16 protein-coding genes, 1 tRNA gene and 2 pseudogenes are annotated in these 14,517 nt (G+C 44.0%); 11 read left to right on the top strand and 8 right to left on the bottom strand.

Going from position 1 to position 14,517, the window contains the following annotated elements:
* Positions 1-57 precede the first annotated feature (57 nt).
* The 3 genes and pseudogenes from BLR43_RS10035 to BLR43_RS14050 form a co-directional block, all read left to right on the top strand.
* Positions 58-133, top strand: a tRNA-Arg gene (locus tag BLR43_RS10035).
* A 166-nt stretch (positions 134-299) separates the two neighbouring features.
* Positions 300-632, top strand: a complete 333-nt coding sequence (locus tag BLR43_RS10030) for an integrase arm-type DNA-binding domain-containing protein (RefSeq protein ID WP_071001536.1) — start codon at positions 300-302, stop codon at positions 630-632.
* 212 nt (positions 633-844) lie between these two features.
* Positions 845-1,486 (top strand): annotated as a pseudogene (locus BLR43_RS14050) (transposase); the annotation flags it as partial.
* On the opposite strand, the gene BLR43_RS10020 reads toward BLR43_RS14050, so the two are convergent.
* The 6 genes from BLR43_RS10020 to BLR43_RS09995 form a co-directional block, all read right to left on the bottom strand.
* The gene (locus BLR43_RS10020; protein WP_058025818.1) at positions 1,467-1,952 is read right to left on the bottom strand and encodes a DUF305 domain-containing protein; all 486 of its coding nucleotides are present in this window, start codon (positions 1,950-1,952) and stop codon (positions 1,467-1,469) included. The pseudogene BLR43_RS14050 and the gene BLR43_RS10020 sit on opposite strands and share 20 nt — an antisense overlap.
* A 27-nt stretch (positions 1,953-1,979) precedes the next feature.
* Positions 1,980-2,942 carry a copper resistance protein B gene (locus BLR43_RS10015; RefSeq protein ID WP_093070879.1) on the bottom strand — a complete coding sequence of 321 codons (963 nt, stop codon included), beginning with the start codon at positions 2,940-2,942 and terminating at the stop codon, positions 1,980-1,982.
* A 25-nt stretch (positions 2,943-2,967) separates the two neighbouring features.
* On the bottom strand, positions 2,968-4,668 hold the full coding sequence (locus BLR43_RS10010; RefSeq protein WP_071001534.1) for a copper resistance system multicopper oxidase: 1,701 nt from the start codon (positions 4,666-4,668) through the stop codon (positions 2,968-2,970).
* A gap of 117 nt (positions 4,669-4,785) precedes the next feature.
* Positions 4,786-5,427 carry a DUF411 domain-containing protein gene (locus BLR43_RS10005; protein ID WP_071001533.1) on the bottom strand — a complete coding sequence of 214 codons (642 nt, stop codon included), beginning with the start codon at positions 5,425-5,427 and terminating at the stop codon, positions 4,786-4,788.
* Between the two features lie 135 nt (positions 5,428-5,562).
* A complete protein-coding gene (locus tag BLR43_RS10000) occupies positions 5,563-6,156 on the bottom strand; it encodes a c-type cytochrome (RefSeq protein WP_071001532.1) in 594 nt (197 codons plus the stop codon).
* Positions 6,157-6,242: 86 nt separating this feature from the next.
* The gene (locus BLR43_RS09995) at positions 6,243-6,521 is read right to left on the bottom strand and encodes a hypothetical protein (RefSeq protein WP_071001531.1); all 279 of its coding nucleotides are present in this window, start codon (positions 6,519-6,521) and stop codon (positions 6,243-6,245) included.
* A gap of 189 nt (positions 6,522-6,710) precedes the next feature.
* Between BLR43_RS09995 and BLR43_RS09990 the strand changes: the two genes are divergently transcribed.
* Positions 6,711-7,433, top strand: a complete 723-nt coding sequence (locus tag BLR43_RS09990; RefSeq protein WP_093070877.1) for a heavy metal response regulator transcription factor — start codon at positions 6,711-6,713, stop codon at positions 7,431-7,433.
* Position 7,434: 1 nt separating this feature from the next.
* Complete coding sequence (locus BLR43_RS09985) at positions 7,435-8,904, top strand: ATP-binding protein (protein ID WP_093070875.1); 1,470 nt, start codon at positions 7,435-7,437, stop codon at positions 8,902-8,904.
* Between the two features lie 309 nt (positions 8,905-9,213).
* On the opposite strand, the pseudogene BLR43_RS13490 reads toward BLR43_RS09985, so the two are convergent.
* Positions 9,214-9,357 (bottom strand): annotated as a pseudogene (locus BLR43_RS13490) (IS3-like element ISPar2 family transposase); the annotation flags it as partial.
* A 246-nt stretch (positions 9,358-9,603) separates the two neighbouring features.
* On the opposite strand from BLR43_RS13490, the gene pqqA reads away from it, so the two are divergent.
* The 6 genes from pqqA (at position 9,604) to BLR43_RS09955 (ending at position 13,957) form a co-directional block, all read left to right on the top strand.
* Positions 9,604-9,678: a pyrroloquinoline quinone precursor peptide PqqA gene (pqqA, locus tag BLR43_RS14045; RefSeq protein WP_143007430.1), complete on the top strand. Its 75-nt coding sequence runs from the start codon at positions 9,604-9,606 to the stop codon at positions 9,676-9,678.
* Between the two features lie 79 nt (positions 9,679-9,757).
* The gene (gene pqqB / locus BLR43_RS09975) at positions 9,758-10,669 is read left to right on the top strand and encodes a pyrroloquinoline quinone biosynthesis protein PqqB (protein ID WP_071001528.1); all 912 of its coding nucleotides are present in this window, start codon (positions 9,758-9,760) and stop codon (positions 10,667-10,669) included.
* Between the two features lie 21 nt (positions 10,670-10,690).
* Positions 10,691-11,458 (top strand): pyrroloquinoline-quinone synthase PqqC, encoded by a 768-nt coding sequence (pqqC, locus tag BLR43_RS09970; RefSeq protein ID WP_290127425.1) that lies wholly within the window; start codon positions 10,691-10,693, stop codon positions 11,456-11,458.
* Positions 11,455-11,751, top strand: coding sequence for a pyrroloquinoline quinone biosynthesis peptide chaperone PqqD (gene pqqD, locus BLR43_RS09965; protein WP_093070872.1), 297 nt, complete (start codon positions 11,455-11,457; stop codon positions 11,749-11,751). The genes pqqC and pqqD overlap by 4 nt, the downstream gene beginning before the upstream one ends.
* Positions 11,748-12,899: a pyrroloquinoline quinone biosynthesis protein PqqE gene (pqqE, locus tag BLR43_RS09960; RefSeq protein ID WP_071001526.1), complete on the top strand. Its 1,152-nt coding sequence runs from the start codon at positions 11,748-11,750 to the stop codon at positions 12,897-12,899. The genes pqqD and pqqE overlap by 4 nt, the downstream gene beginning before the upstream one ends.
* A gap of 11 nt (positions 12,900-12,910) precedes the next feature.
* Complete coding sequence (locus tag BLR43_RS09955; RefSeq protein ID WP_197496708.1) at positions 12,911-13,957, top strand: dipeptidase; 1,047 nt, start codon at positions 12,911-12,913, stop codon at positions 13,955-13,957.
* Positions 13,958-14,200: 243 nt separating this feature from the next.
* Here BLR43_RS09955 and BLR43_RS09950 read toward each other — a convergent pair.
* On the bottom strand, positions 14,201-14,517 hold a 317-nt coding region (locus BLR43_RS09950; protein WP_057694202.1), incomplete at its 5' end, for an IS30 family transposase.

The raw sequence follows: 14,517 nt of genomic DNA, 5'->3' as shown, positions 1-14,517 counted from the left end.
TTTGTCTTTTGTTGATTGCTTTTATGACTGCTTTTTCCTACAATGTCACCCCATAATGCGCCTATAGCTCAACAGGATAGAGCAGTTGCCTCCTAAGCGATCGATCGGGGTTCGAGTCCCTGTGGGCGCACCACATGAATATACTAAAATACCCCTTAACGCCCCTCCAACAAGGCTTTTAGGGGTTTTTTATTGTCCAAACCTTGCTTTATATACCCATAATTACCCCCTGCTTACTGTAAAAATGGTAAAAAACTGTCAAGCCCCTTACCAATACTCAAGTCGATAAGGCTAAGCCTTTGGATAAACCCTATACCTTAAACGATGGCGGTGGTCTTTATTTACATATCAGTAAGGCCGGCACAAAAGCATGGCGCATTGACTATACGACACCTATCACAAGAAAGCGTGTCACAGTAACACTAGGTCAATACCCAGAGATCACTTTAGCAACTGCAAGACAGATGCGGACTGATATTAAGTATCATCTTGCTAACGGTGATGATCCACGCGATATCAAAAGAGATGAAGAGCGCAAGCAATTGCTTGAGTCTAAAAATACATTCGCTATGGTTGCTGAAGAGTACATGAGCCGCAAGACTCATATCGCCCCCCTCTACTATCAAAAATAACTATAGGCAGATGAAACGGCTAAATGCATACCTTGGCACCATGCCTATAACTGATATCAAGCCAATGGATGTATTAGAAGTTTGCAGATCAGCTGAGGCGTAAGGATATATTGAGACAGCGGTAAAGATGCGCTTAAAAGTTTATTATGAGCTATGCTGAAGAAACCGTAGAGATAAACCTGGTAAACTAAGCGTATTAACCGGAGTTTATCATGACCAAGAAAGTAAGAACCTACAGTGACGAATTTAAAGCCGAAGCTGTTAAAAAGATAGCAGACAACAACGGCAATATCTCAGCCACTGCAAAGCAGCTCGGCATCGCCATGCAGACCTTAACTAATTGGCATAATAAAGCTAATAAAGGCAAGCTAATCGGTACTAAAGAATATGATCCTGAGCTTATGGCTATACTAGAAGAGAATAAACGTCTTAAACGTGATCTCAAAGTTGCTCAAGAAGAGCGAGACATTCTAAATGAGAAGGGATAAAGCGAAGCACCGCTTCGCCCTGACGCAAGATGAGAGCTATGCTCGAATGAGGCGACGGCGTACTTCGCCAATGAGGAACGTTAAGAAACAGTCTGGGAGACTGTTTTAGTGACGCAAGGCGAAGGGCTATGTCCGCAGTGACAGCTAGTCAAGTACGCCTTTATCAAAGACAACCAACAAGTCTTTAGCATTAGTAGCATGTGCCGCGTACTACAGGTTAAACCCTCAAGCTACTATGACTGGCTGGGTCGTCATATCAGCTGTCAGCAGGTACATCGCAATCAGTGCGAGTTACTGGTTAAAGCCGCTCAATGTGTAAAGGTTCAAACAGCGATATCAATACCCTTTATTCCAGCTCATCAATCAACTGCTTCATTTCATCAATTTCACGCTTTTGTGCTTTTATAATATCGTCAGCAAGCTGCTGCACACGCGGATCTTCAATATCAGCACGACTACTGGTGAGAATAGCAATCGAGTGATGCGGTATCATGGCCTGCATCCAATCGACTTGATTAACCGTTGCTTGCGATCTCACGCCCCAAATGCCGACAGCAAACATCAATACGCTCAGACCGTAAATCATCAAGTTAATCTTGGTCTTCTTATACATATTAGTCATAAATGCCAACATGACGACTGCCATACCGGCACCCATGTAGAGCGCCATATAAGCCCTGGTTTCACTAAAGTAAATGTGATCCCACTGGTAGGTATTGAAGTACATCATGATATACATCACAATCGTAGACGTCACAATCATCAGAGTGAACTTTACATAAGGGTTCATGCCCTGTTGATGATTCATGTTGTTTTGATCTGAAGCATTCATAGTATATCTCCTATTATTTTAATAATATTAAAACCAGAATTTAACCCCCGTTGTCAAACTACTGCTATCAACCGGTTCATTATGTTGACGTCGTTGACCACGAGCCTTGCCAAGCGCTGTCTCATAACTCATACCGATGTAAGGCGCGAGTTGGCGACTGAATGTCTCATAAGTAAGCCTGACCTCAGTTTCCATCTCATTAAAGCCCTTGGTAATGTCATTATCATGGTCATCTTTACTAAAGGCAGTCAACCCCACCTCCGGTATAACTACCCAATGCTGATCCAAACGCCACTCGTATTCTGCGCCCAAATCAAGACGAATCTGACCATCGGTATATAAGTACGCCCTAGCGTCCGTTTCGATAAAATATGGCGCGGTACCGACAATACCTGCCATCACTGCAGATTTGTCGTTTTCAGTATCGTAAGCGACACCGGCCTCACCGTTCCAAAAGATACTCAGTGGTTTCCAATAAGCGAGCGAGCTCAAGCTATCGATTTCTTTATCATCTTTGGTCTGAGCACTACCTTCGGTACGTAGCCTTATACGATTACTATCCGTACCGTACCAACCCGTCGCTTCGAAGTTGATTTGATCGTCATCAAACTGATAGCCCAAGTCGTCTACTGACACTCCCCATAACGGCATGCTGCCCATCATCATTGGCTTACCATACTGCCCGTAGGGAACCCCATTTGAATAGTCTGGACTACGAGCATCGGCTGGTGGTTCACCACCCTGCATGCCAGACATGTTCATACTGCTATGATCCATGCCAGACATATCCATACTGCTGTGATCCATATCAGACATGTCCATACCGCTGTGATCCATATCAGACATATCCATACTGCTGTGATCCATATCAGACATGTCCATACCGCTGTGATCCATGCTCGGCATCTCAGCAGCATTTGCTAACGGTGACATTAATAACATCAAAGACGACATGCCAATAAACGGTAGACCTACTTTATATATTCTCATAATAAGGCTCATATTCGAAGGTTTATTAAACAACGGCAACTTCTCTGAACATGCCGGCTTCCATGTGATAAAGCAGATGGCAATGCCAAGCCCATCGTCCAACTTCACCCGTCACATCAAAGCTAATCTTTTGCGCTGGTTGAACCACAATCGTGTGTTTACGTACCTGAAAGTCTCCGGATGGCGTTCGTAAGTCACTCCACATTCCATGCAAATGCATAGGATGATTCATCATCGTATCATTCACTAAAGTAATGCGTACACGCTCATTAGGCTTAATATTTACAGGCGTTGCATCTTTAAACATAACCCCATCTAATGCCCAGATATAACGCTCCATGTTACCCGTTAAATGTAGCTCGATCTCTCGGGTAGGCTTGCGCTGCTCCGCAAATATTGCCTCATCGACAGAGCGCAGCTGACTGTAATTCAAAACCTCTCTGTCAATATTACGCAGGTTGATACCTGGGTCATCAAGGTTCATACGTGGACTGTCGACACGCATATCAGATTTAAAGTCATATTCGGTCTTGGCATGCTTTGCTTTGTAGCCTTTGTCACCCATCGCACCCATCATATCAGCCATGGTCAGCCATTCAACCTTGTCCATCGCAGGTATCGCAGGACGAGCGCCTTTCTTGGTCGCAAGCGTGGTCGCGACATAGCCTGAACGATCGATATTTTGGGCAAATATCGTATGTGCATCTTGAGTAGGCGTGACGATGACATCATAGGTCTCAGCCACGCCAATGCGGAAATCATCAATTGCAACGGGTGCGACATCAATACCATCGGTTGCCACTACAGTCATTTTGAGACCTGGTATGCGCACATCAAAGATGGTTTGTGCTGAGGCATTGATAAAGCGCAGTTTAACAGGCTGTCCTGCTTTCACTAACTGCGTCCAATTGGCGGCTGTCGTCTTACCATTCATCAGGTACGTAAAGGTCTTTTCACCAGATAGATCGGTAAAATCTGTGGGCATCATGCGCATCTGATTCCACATTTTGCGCTTATCATAAGCCGCTTCTAGGTCTGTAGCTGCAATATCAGACAATAGCTTCTTAAAATCTGGTAAATGATAATTGTCAAAATCTGCACGTTGTTTTAATAGCTTGAGTAAATTATGTGGGTCACGGTGTGTCCAATCACTTAATAAGATAACATGGTCTTCTGCGACTGGGTGACGCTCACGGCCTTTTGGCTCAATGACAATAGCACCACGCATACCAGTTTGTTCTTGAAAGCCACTGTGTGAGTGATACCAATAGGTGCCTGATTGTTTAAGTTTGAATTTATAAGTAAAGGTACTGTTCGCGGGAATACCATCGAAGCTGATGCCTGGTACGCCATCCATCTCAAAAGGTACGAGCAGACCATGCCAGTGAATAGAGGTCGACTCATTCATCTGATTATGGACACGGATGGTGACAGTCTCGCCCTCTTGCATCTTTAGCGTTGGCGCTGGTAGCGAGTCATTAATCAGTGTCGCTATACTCGACTTGCCATTGACGGTAATCGGCTTTTTACTGACATAAAGGTCAAACTCATTACCGGTTAAGATGGGTACGATATGGTCGGCTTTGTCACTATTGACGGCGACGTTTTGTTGACCTTTACCGAGCGCACTATTGGCAATAGACGGCAGTGTGGACAACATGGATGCCCCTAACAAGGTAGAAGATCCTGTCAAAAAACGCCTGCGGTTAAGCATAGTTTTATTCATAATTATTCACCTGATTTATATCCATAAAGTGAGAGTTGAGTCTATATTTATCAGCGAAGTCTATGCCTTTGGCCGCTTATTAATAGAGCTTTATAAGCTATTTAAACGATAACCAAGCTAGATTTGCTGCTGCGGTGTGTCAATAGTTGCATAAATAGCTGTTGAGCCATCTTTGTTAAGCTGCATCACTTTATAGGGCATAAATTTATCTTGGTATTCCATACCTGGGCTACCGACTGGCATGCTCGGTACAGCAAGTCCGATCGCATCACTTGGCGGGTTTTTTAGGAACTGCGCCATATACTTAGCAGGCACATGACCTTCGAAAACGTAGCCATCAGTAGTGACGGTGGTATGGCATGAGCGCATTTGCTGGGGTACGCTATAACGGTCTTTAAATAACGATACATCTTCAACATTTTGAGCAGTTGCATTTAAGCCATAGCCTTCAGCATGACTAACCCACTCTTTGCAACAACCACAATTGGCATCTTTATAAACAGTGGCTGAAACATTGTGCAAAACCGCTGATTGAGTGTTTGAATGAACGTTAGCGGGTGCTGTTTTGCTTTCTAGCTTCACCTCTGATGTACTTTGCGTAGCACTGGCTGATTCATTTGCAGGCTTTGATTCAGCTGCAATATTAGGCTGACTGCAAGCAGCTATCGTTAATGATAATGGTAAAACAGCCATTTTTGTAAGTATATGACTTGATATAAGACTATTTGTATTTATATATCTATTGATATAGCCTCTCATAAAATCACTCCTAAGCGCCTATCTAGCGATCAATCTATAAGCATTGAAGCCGTAATATTGACCAAGTTATACCGATAAATTTTAAAACTTAAATCATAAGAACAGCACTATGCAGCACTGTATACTCACGAATACTCAATGCTGCATATCAGACTCATTACCTGACATGCCCATATCACTATCAAACGACATATTTAGCGTTTCATCATCTAGCCGAGTCGTTAACATCGTGTACTGGTTTTTGTTCAAATCCGGTAGCGATCTGATAAAAGCCATCATTGCCCACATCCTATCATCATCATGAGAAGCACCCCATGCGGGCATACCTGATGCCATAATGCCGTGTTTTATTGCCCAAAAACCTTTTTTGGCACCGTCTTCACTTTGGTATCGTTTAACGACATCTGCGTCAGTAAAATTTGGTGGTTGTGGATACAGTCCTTTACTCAGGTCTGTACCCGCGACTCCCGGCGACAAGTGACAACCAGCACACATCTCTTTGTAATCTGCGCCACCTGAACTGATCATTTCTGCCTTTTGTAAGTCTGGCACCAAAATATCTTTACTGGCATGTTCAATTGAACGACTACGTGCTGTCTCTAAAAAGTTATAGACTAAGGGGCTATGGGCTTGATCAGCACCGATATTTATCACGCCGCTAGTTATTACAATAAAAATACCTATCATGATGATACAGACGGTAAAAAGTATTCCTAGTAAAAACTTCATAGGTCTGTCCTAAAAATCCATTTTTATTCATATCCGCTTATTGCTCGACCACCTTGTCCAACAACATCAACACGCTATAAACATCTTTAAGAATCATTTTTGCTAGGGATACAATGTTTTTGGTACATCTGCTTCATTTTGCTCATATTGGTCATCATAGCTTTCATGGCCGGATCGTTCATATCCATTTTGCTATGATCCATTTCCTTCATCATTTGCATGTGCTTTGCTATTTTTTCGCAATTCATTTGGTCTTTTTCGGCATGCATTTTTGGATCGTGTGCCAGTGCAGAGGTTGAAACGACCAAGGCTACAGCAGCTGCTACGATTGATTGAGACAGTGGCATTGATTTAAAAAGTGACATAACTCATCCTTGATTGGCTATGAAGTCAGTAGGACTTCAGAATATTAAGTTGCCTTAGAGCATACTGTAGCGATTCTGAGAGAGACATGACGACAACATTACAATTCTGTCATCTTGGAAATTTAGATATCTAAAAAGCATTATGCTTTACTATGTTAAATAAGCTGGACAGGAGTAAGAGAAGCTACTATGAAAATATTGCTAATAGAAGATGAGCTAAAACTTGGTGAGTATATAAAAAAAGGCTTAACCGAAGCTGGGTTTATTGTAGATCATCAGCTCACAGGCTTAGATGGCTATCACGCATTGATGACAGAAGAGTTTAGCGTGATATTGATGGATGTCATGCTACCAGACGTTAGCGGCTTTGAGCTGGTACGTAACTACCGAGCAGCAGGTAAGCATACACCCGTATTGTTCTTAACCGCAAAAGATGACTTGAGCGATAAGGTAAAAGGAATTGAAATTGGCGGCGATGATTATCTGACCAAACCTTTTGCTTTTGCAGAACTAATAGTGAGAATAAAAAGTCTATTAAGACGTGCCAATCAAATCGACTACCAAAGTACAACTATGCAAATAGCGGATCTCAAGATGGACATTGCCAAGCGCACAGTGCATAGAGGAGTGAAGCCTATTAAGCTCACGGCAAAAGAGTTCTCGTTATTACAGTTTTTATTAGAGCGCCGTGGTGAAGTGCTTCCACGCTCAGTCATCGCCTCGCAAGTATGGGATATGAACTTTGAAAATGATACGAACGTGATTGATGTGGCGATAAGACGTCTGCGCATAAAAATAGACGATGACCATGAGGCAAAGCTGATTCATACGGTGCGTGGGATGGGCTACCGGCTAGAGGCTATCGATACAGCGCTTGATAGCAATCAATCTGACGACACTGGCACTATTTAATATGAAACATCGATTAGATAATCGACGCTTGCCTCTACTGTGGCGCACCGTTTTTCTACTCACTGTATTCGTGATTATCTCTCAAGTGATTATTTATGCATGGGTGCAGCGTTCTGTTAGTGGGCACTTTGAACAAATGGACTCTGAGATTCTCACGCATGCAGCTTTTAACCTGCGCAGAAGCATCAATAATGTTGATGCTCAGACAAAGTCAGCAGCAGCTTCAAAATCTCAGTCATTAACTAGCACCAATCATCTACATTCTTCTCAGCGTGATTATGACTTAAAGACTGTCATCGCAAATAAAAACGGTGCGCTATTATCTAGCGATCCAACCAGCTTTGCCAACGACCTACCTTCAGATTTCAGCTTGCCACAATTGTGGCAAGTCTATCGTGATCAACAATTCACGGTTGAGATAAAAAATAGAAATTACCGAGCCATCATCATCGAACACCAAGCGTTGTTGGCACTTATTGCCCTCCCCATCGATGTCCATCACCACTATCTCATCCATTTTAATCGTCAGCTTAGTATGATTTTATTCGCGATCACCTTACTACTGGTGTCAGTAACTGCATTCAGTGTGTACTGGGGGTTTGCACCTTTAGCCACTATCGTACAAAAAATGAAAAGAATTAACCCTGAAAGACTGGATGAAAGAATAACCGTCAGTGATATGCCTTTAGAGCTACGATCACTAGCACAATCTTATAATTCGATGATGGTCAAACTTGAGAGTAACTTTGAATCTTTGTCTCGGTTTTCAGATAATATTGCCCATGAACTCCGTACCCCAATAGCGACGCTTAGTACGCAAACGCAAGTCATGTTGAATAAGCCAAGAGATGGCAATGAATACATTGAGCAGCTACATCATCAACATGACACGTTAGAGCAGCTATCGGCTATGATTAATAATATGTTGCTGCTGGCAAAAACTCAAAAAGGCTTAAGTGAGTCGCAAATTGGTAATGTAAATACTGAGCGCTTAATGACTAAGCTCGTTGACTACTATGAAATGCTGGCCGAGGATCGTGAGATCACTTTTGAAAAATCGGGTGAATTTGTGACAGTAGTAGGTGATGAAGGTTTGCTTCAGCGATTATTTGCTAATCTGCTGTCAAATGCCATCTATTACGCTGCGAGTGCCAGTACTATCACAGTATCAGCTACCATCATTACCTCAGGCATCGGCCTTGATGGTTCAAAAGAAGAGGCTCTAGCCGCAAAACAACGATTGTTAAAAATCGTCCTAACTAATCGCTTAGACAAACCACTAGAGCAGAGTGAAGCTGAAAAGCTGTTTGAACGATTCTATCGTCATGATAAGACAAGCAGTCAACATTCAGGGACAGGGCTAGGATTGTCTATTGTTCGGGCTATCGCTCATGCCCATAAAGGCAAAGTAAATATTGCTATCAAAGATGAGTATTATTTTGAGGTCACTGTAGAGTTATTGCTGGCCTAGTATTGACTATCTTCTATGAAGCTTGGATTTTATGAACTTTAAAGATCGATAAATTAATAGAATGTTAAGATAGTAATAACAGTACCCTAGTGAGGACTTGAATATTGAACCGCCCCGGGATTGTCGGAGACTCAACGCTCCAAGAAAATACGACAATGAAAACATGAAACTATACCCCTGAAATGAAAGAGCGCGCCGTCTGTATACTAATTGAAACTAAAGACGACTACCCATCCACTTGGTCAGCCATCAAAGCCATAGCACCAAAGATAGGTTGCACGCCTGAGACCCTACGATGAGGCAAGTGGACACAGCAAGCTTTTGCGGTTTGTCTCGTTTAATACGGCGTTTAGGCTTTATTCTTAAGTTTAATTCAAGCTCACGGTAGATACGATAAACACGTTTATGGTTATAAGGCAGTCCGAGTACATTTCTTAGATATAAGAAGCACAGCTTAACGTCAACAATTTATTCAATCAAAAATATCTTGCTGGCGAAAATTTTTTTGGATTAACGTATGGCGAGCCTTTAAATGTAGTCGGTAGAGTGACGTATCGCTTTTAGTCTAAATATTAGAGTGTGTTGAGTTTGAAAGTTAACATCTAACAAATTGACATTCAGGGTCGGCTTATAATACCATTGATAATTACTTTCATTCATCTCAACGATGGTCCTATAATAACTTTTTGGAGCAATCCCATGCAGTGGACTAAACCCGCTTTTCAAGACATCCGTATCGGTTTCGAAATCACTATGTATTTTGAATCACGCTAAAAACTCATAGACCTGAATACATTAAAAGCCCTAGATGATTAGGGCTTTTACTTTTTTTGACATTTGGAAATATTGCGCTATGTATATTCACGTTTTAGGCTCAGCGGCTGGTGGCGGTTTTCCGCAGTGGAATTGTAACTGCGAAAACTGCCACGGCGTACGTCAAGGCACCATCGAAGCAAAGACCCGTACCCAATCCTCAATCGCCATCTCAGAAAATGGCGTTGACTGGATTTTATTCAACGCCTCCCCCGATATTCGCCAGCAGCTATATGACTTTAAAGCGGCTCAGCCAGCGCGTCAATTACGAGACACAGGCATCACCGATGTGGTATTGATGGACAGTCAGCTTGACCACACCACGGGATTGTTGACCCTACGTGAAGGCTGCCCCATCTCTGTTTGGTGTACGGACATGGTGCATGACGATCTCAGCACAGGATTTCCGCTGTTCAACATGCTAAAGCACTGGAATGGCGGCCTACAGTACAATCAAATCGACCCAAAGCAAAGCTTTCAAATTGACGGCTATAGCAATTTAGAACTGACACCTTTGGTGATTAGAAGCTCAGCGCCGCCGTATTCGCCGCATCGCAATGACCCTCATGATGGCGATAATATCGCGCTGATTGTGAAAGATTTAAAAACACAAAAGCAGCTGTTCTACGCGCCAGGCTTGGGCAAAATTGATGACGACGTGATGCAAATCATGAAAGCGTCTGATTGCGTGATGATTGACGGTACACTATGGACAGACAACGAGATGCAAGAACGCGGCGTTGGCATCAAAACAGGCCAAGACATGGGGCATTTGCACATCAGTGGTGACGATGGCTCACTGCATTATCTCGATCAGCTCGACAATGCTCGCAAAGTGCTCATTCATATTAATAACACCAACCCGATATTAAACGAGCAATCAGAACAAGCCGCGACATTAAAACAGCACGGCGTTGAAGTGGCGTTCGATGGCATGCAGATAGAACTGTAAGACACACGGTAAGGCAATCCTATGACAACAATAACAGAAGACAATATCGCCTTAAGTCCAGAAGCGTTTGAACAAGCGATTATGGCAAAAGGTCAGTATTATCATATCCACCATCCTTTTCATATCATGATGCACGAAGGGCGCGCCACGCAGCAGCAAATCCAAGCGTGGGTCGCCAATCGGTTTTATTACCAAATCAATATCCCGCTAAAAGATGCGGCGATTATGGCGAACTGTCCCGATCAGCGCGTGCGGCAAGAGTGGATTCAGCGCATGATTGACCAAGACGGCGTGTATCCTGATGGTGGAGGACGTGAGGCGTGGCTCGGTCTGGCAGAAGCGGTCGGTCTGACGCGTGAGCAGGTGATTTCGGAAGAATTGGTATTACCCGGTGTGCGTTTTGCTGTTGATGCTTATGTGAACTTTGCACGCCGTACCTCATGGCGTGAGGCCGCTAGTAGCTCATTGACCGAGCTGTTTGCCCCGCAGATTCACCAATCACGCTTAGAGTCTTGGCCCAAGCACTATCCTTGGATCAAAGAAGAAGGCTATACCTATTTTCGCTCGCGCCTCAGCCAAGCGCGCCGTGATGTTGAGCATGGCCTGACCATTACCCTCGACTCATTCAAAACGGCAGAGCAGCAAGAACGCATGCTTGAGATATTACAATTTAAACTCGATATTTTGTGGACGATATTGGATGCCTTGAGCCTCGCTTATGTCCATGACCAAGCGCCTTATCAAAGCGTCACCACAGATAATGTCTGGCATAAAGGATTGTTCAAATGAGTATCCCTACTAGTTTACCTGAGCTGGATCAATCTCTGGTTCCCACATGGCGTCATGGCTATCGCTTTCAGTTTGAGCCAGCGCAAGACGCGTATGTCCTGCTCTACCCCGAGGGGATGATAAAACTCAATGACAGCGCCAGTATCATTGGACAACATATCGATGGCACCGCATCGGTTGCTGATATTATCCAAAAGGTGCAAGCCATGTTTGGCGACGTGCCTGAAATCGAGCAAGACATTATCGAATATATGCTGGTCGCCCAGCGTGAACATTGGATTGATTTAGTATGACTGCACCCGTCGGACTGCCGCTATGGTTACTCGCTGAGTTGACCTATCGCTGCCCCTTACAATGCCCGTATTGCTCAAACCCCATTGATTATGCTCAGTATAAAGACGAGCTGACGACACAGGAGTGGTTTGATGTGTTTGATCAAGCGCGGCAAATGGGCGCGGTGCAGCTGGGGTTTTCTGGCGGTGAACCACTGGTGCGTCAAGACCTAGAAGAGCTGGTCGCTTATGCGCATAAGCAAGGTTTTTATACCAATCTCATTACTTCAGGTATGGGACTGACTGAAGCACGCATTGCCAGTCTAAAAGAAGCAGGCCTACAGCACATTCAGATCAGCTTCCAAGCCAGTGATCCATCGGTGAACAATGCCTTGGCAGGTTCAAAACATGCTTTTGAGCAAAAGTATGAGATGTCACGTCTGGTCAAACAATACGACTATCCGATGGTACTTAACTTTGTGATTCATCGGCAAAATATCGATCAGATTGACCAGATTATTGATCTGTGTTTAGAGCTGGAAGCGGATACGGTTGAATTGGCTATCTGCCAGTTTTATGGTTGGGCGTTTGAAAACATCGAAGGCCTACTACCGACCAAAGAACAAGTCGTGCGCGCCGAGCGTATCACCAACGAGTACCGCAAAAAAATCGCCGAGCTGGGCATTAAGTGCAAATTGATTTTTGTCGTCCCTGATTATTACGAAGAGCGCCCAAAAGCGTGTATGGATGGTTGGGGCAAGATTTTCTTGACCGTCGCGCCCGATGGCACCGCGCTTCCCTGTCATGCGGCAAGACAGCTGCCGATAGCATTTCCGAACGTCAAGCAAACACCGCTAAAAGACATCTGGTATGACTCGGCGAGCTTTAATCAGTATCGCGGTGATGAATGGATGCCTGACATGTGCCAAAGCTGCCCCGATAAAGAACGCGATTATGGCGGCTGCCGTTGCCAAGCGTTTATGCTGACGGGCGATGCCAAAAACGCCGATCCTGTGTGCGGCAAATCACCTTATCATTATTTAATTGAAGAGGCGCGCATCAATAGTGAAACGCCCGTCGCCTTTGAAGACTTACGCTTTAGGAACCCCAAAAACTCTAAGCTACTCAGCAAAGAGGCGCGCATCCCAACGCAGACGGTGACAGAATGAATAAAGCGACCATGACCCAGCCTATAGTCTTTGATGGACACAATGATTTATTAACCCGCCTTTGGCTCAGCTCAGCGGCTGACCCTGTGCATGATTTTATTTATGGCACACTACCGGGACATTTAGATTTAAAGCGTTGCCGACGAGCAAGATGGATGGGCGGCTTGTTTTCTATTTTCTTACCGCCCTACGCTTATGTAAAAAACAACCATCCTGATAAGTTATCCAACCCGTCAAACTCAGACTTCACCGCGCAAGAAATCGTTGATATTTGCTGTGCGCAACTAGAACTTGCCCAGCAATTGCAGGCGCGATCAGACGGTCAGATTCAGATCTGTACGTCTGTTGCACAAATAAAAGCCTGTCAGCAGAACCAGCAACTGGCCATCGTTTTGCATCTTGAAGGCGCTGAGTTTTTAGCTATTGAGCCTGACTTGCTGGATGTGTTTTATGAGGCAGGACTCAGAAGCATTGGCCCACTGTGGAATAGAAAAAGCCTGTTCGGTGATGGCTTAAATGCGTCTTTTCCGCATTCGCCAGACACAGGCTCTGGACTCACCGAGGCAGGTAAAGACCTTATTTTAGCGTGCCGTGATAAGCATATGCTGATTGATGTGTCGCATATGAATGAGCGGGCGTTTTGGGATACGTTAGAGATTGCCGATCAGCCGATTGTCGCAACGCATTCCAATGCGCACGCCTTATGCGCGCAAGCAAGAAACCTGACTGATCGACAACTGGCTGCCATTAAACAAAATGGTGGTCTGGTTGGGGTGAACTTCGACGTGGCGTTTCTACGTGCGGATGGGCAGCGAGATACGCATACCTCACTTGATGTGATCGTCGATCATCTTGCTTATCTGATTGACCATTTGGGCGAAGATCACGTTGGCTTTGGCTCTGATTTCGATGGTTGTCTATTACCTGATGAATTGTCTGATATCAGTCAAATCTCTAAGCTGATTGAGCGGATGCAACAACGTCACTTCTCTGATGCGCTTATTGAAAAGATCACGTCAAAGAATTGGTTTAGGGTGTTGGATGAGATATGGGAGTGATGGTTTATATCTTTGGATACCACGAAATAAAATATCTATATCGATGCGTATTGCTCTAAGAGTTGGATATAGTCGAACCACTATTAAAGTGTTACAGCGTTAGACTCGTTTAGCCTACTACTGTAGTACTTGCACTCGTCTGCCTTGTACCACTTTTAATATTGGTTGACTATAACGGGTATGAATTTTTCCTGACTCCCAAGGTGCTTTTTCATACCTTAGATTAACACACCAAGTGCAACGCTAATTAATATTATAGAACGCCTGCATAGGCGTTTTAAACCCTAATCGTTTTCTTGGTCTGTTGTTTAGTTTGTTCTCAATGTCCTGTATTTCATTATCAGAGACTTGTCTAAAGTCACAACCCTTAGGCAAGTACTCTCTGATAAGGCCATTGGTATTCTCGTTGGTTCCTCGCTGCCATGACGCATAAGCATCGGCAAAGAAGAAAGGGCTAAAGAGCTTTTGTTTCACCTTCTTATGCTGAGCAAACTCTTTACCATTGTCAGAGGTAATGGTCTTAACCTGCAACCTCACTGGCGCTAAGAGTTCTATCATTG

The sequence above is a fragment of the Psychrobacter pacificensis genome (genome assembly GCF_900101915.1).
Classification (GTDB): domain Bacteria; phylum Pseudomonadota; class Gammaproteobacteria; order Pseudomonadales; family Moraxellaceae; genus Psychrobacter; species Psychrobacter pacificensis.
The sequence above is the reverse complement of the archived record's forward strand: the minus strand, read 5'-3'. Positions and strand labels throughout refer to the sequence as shown.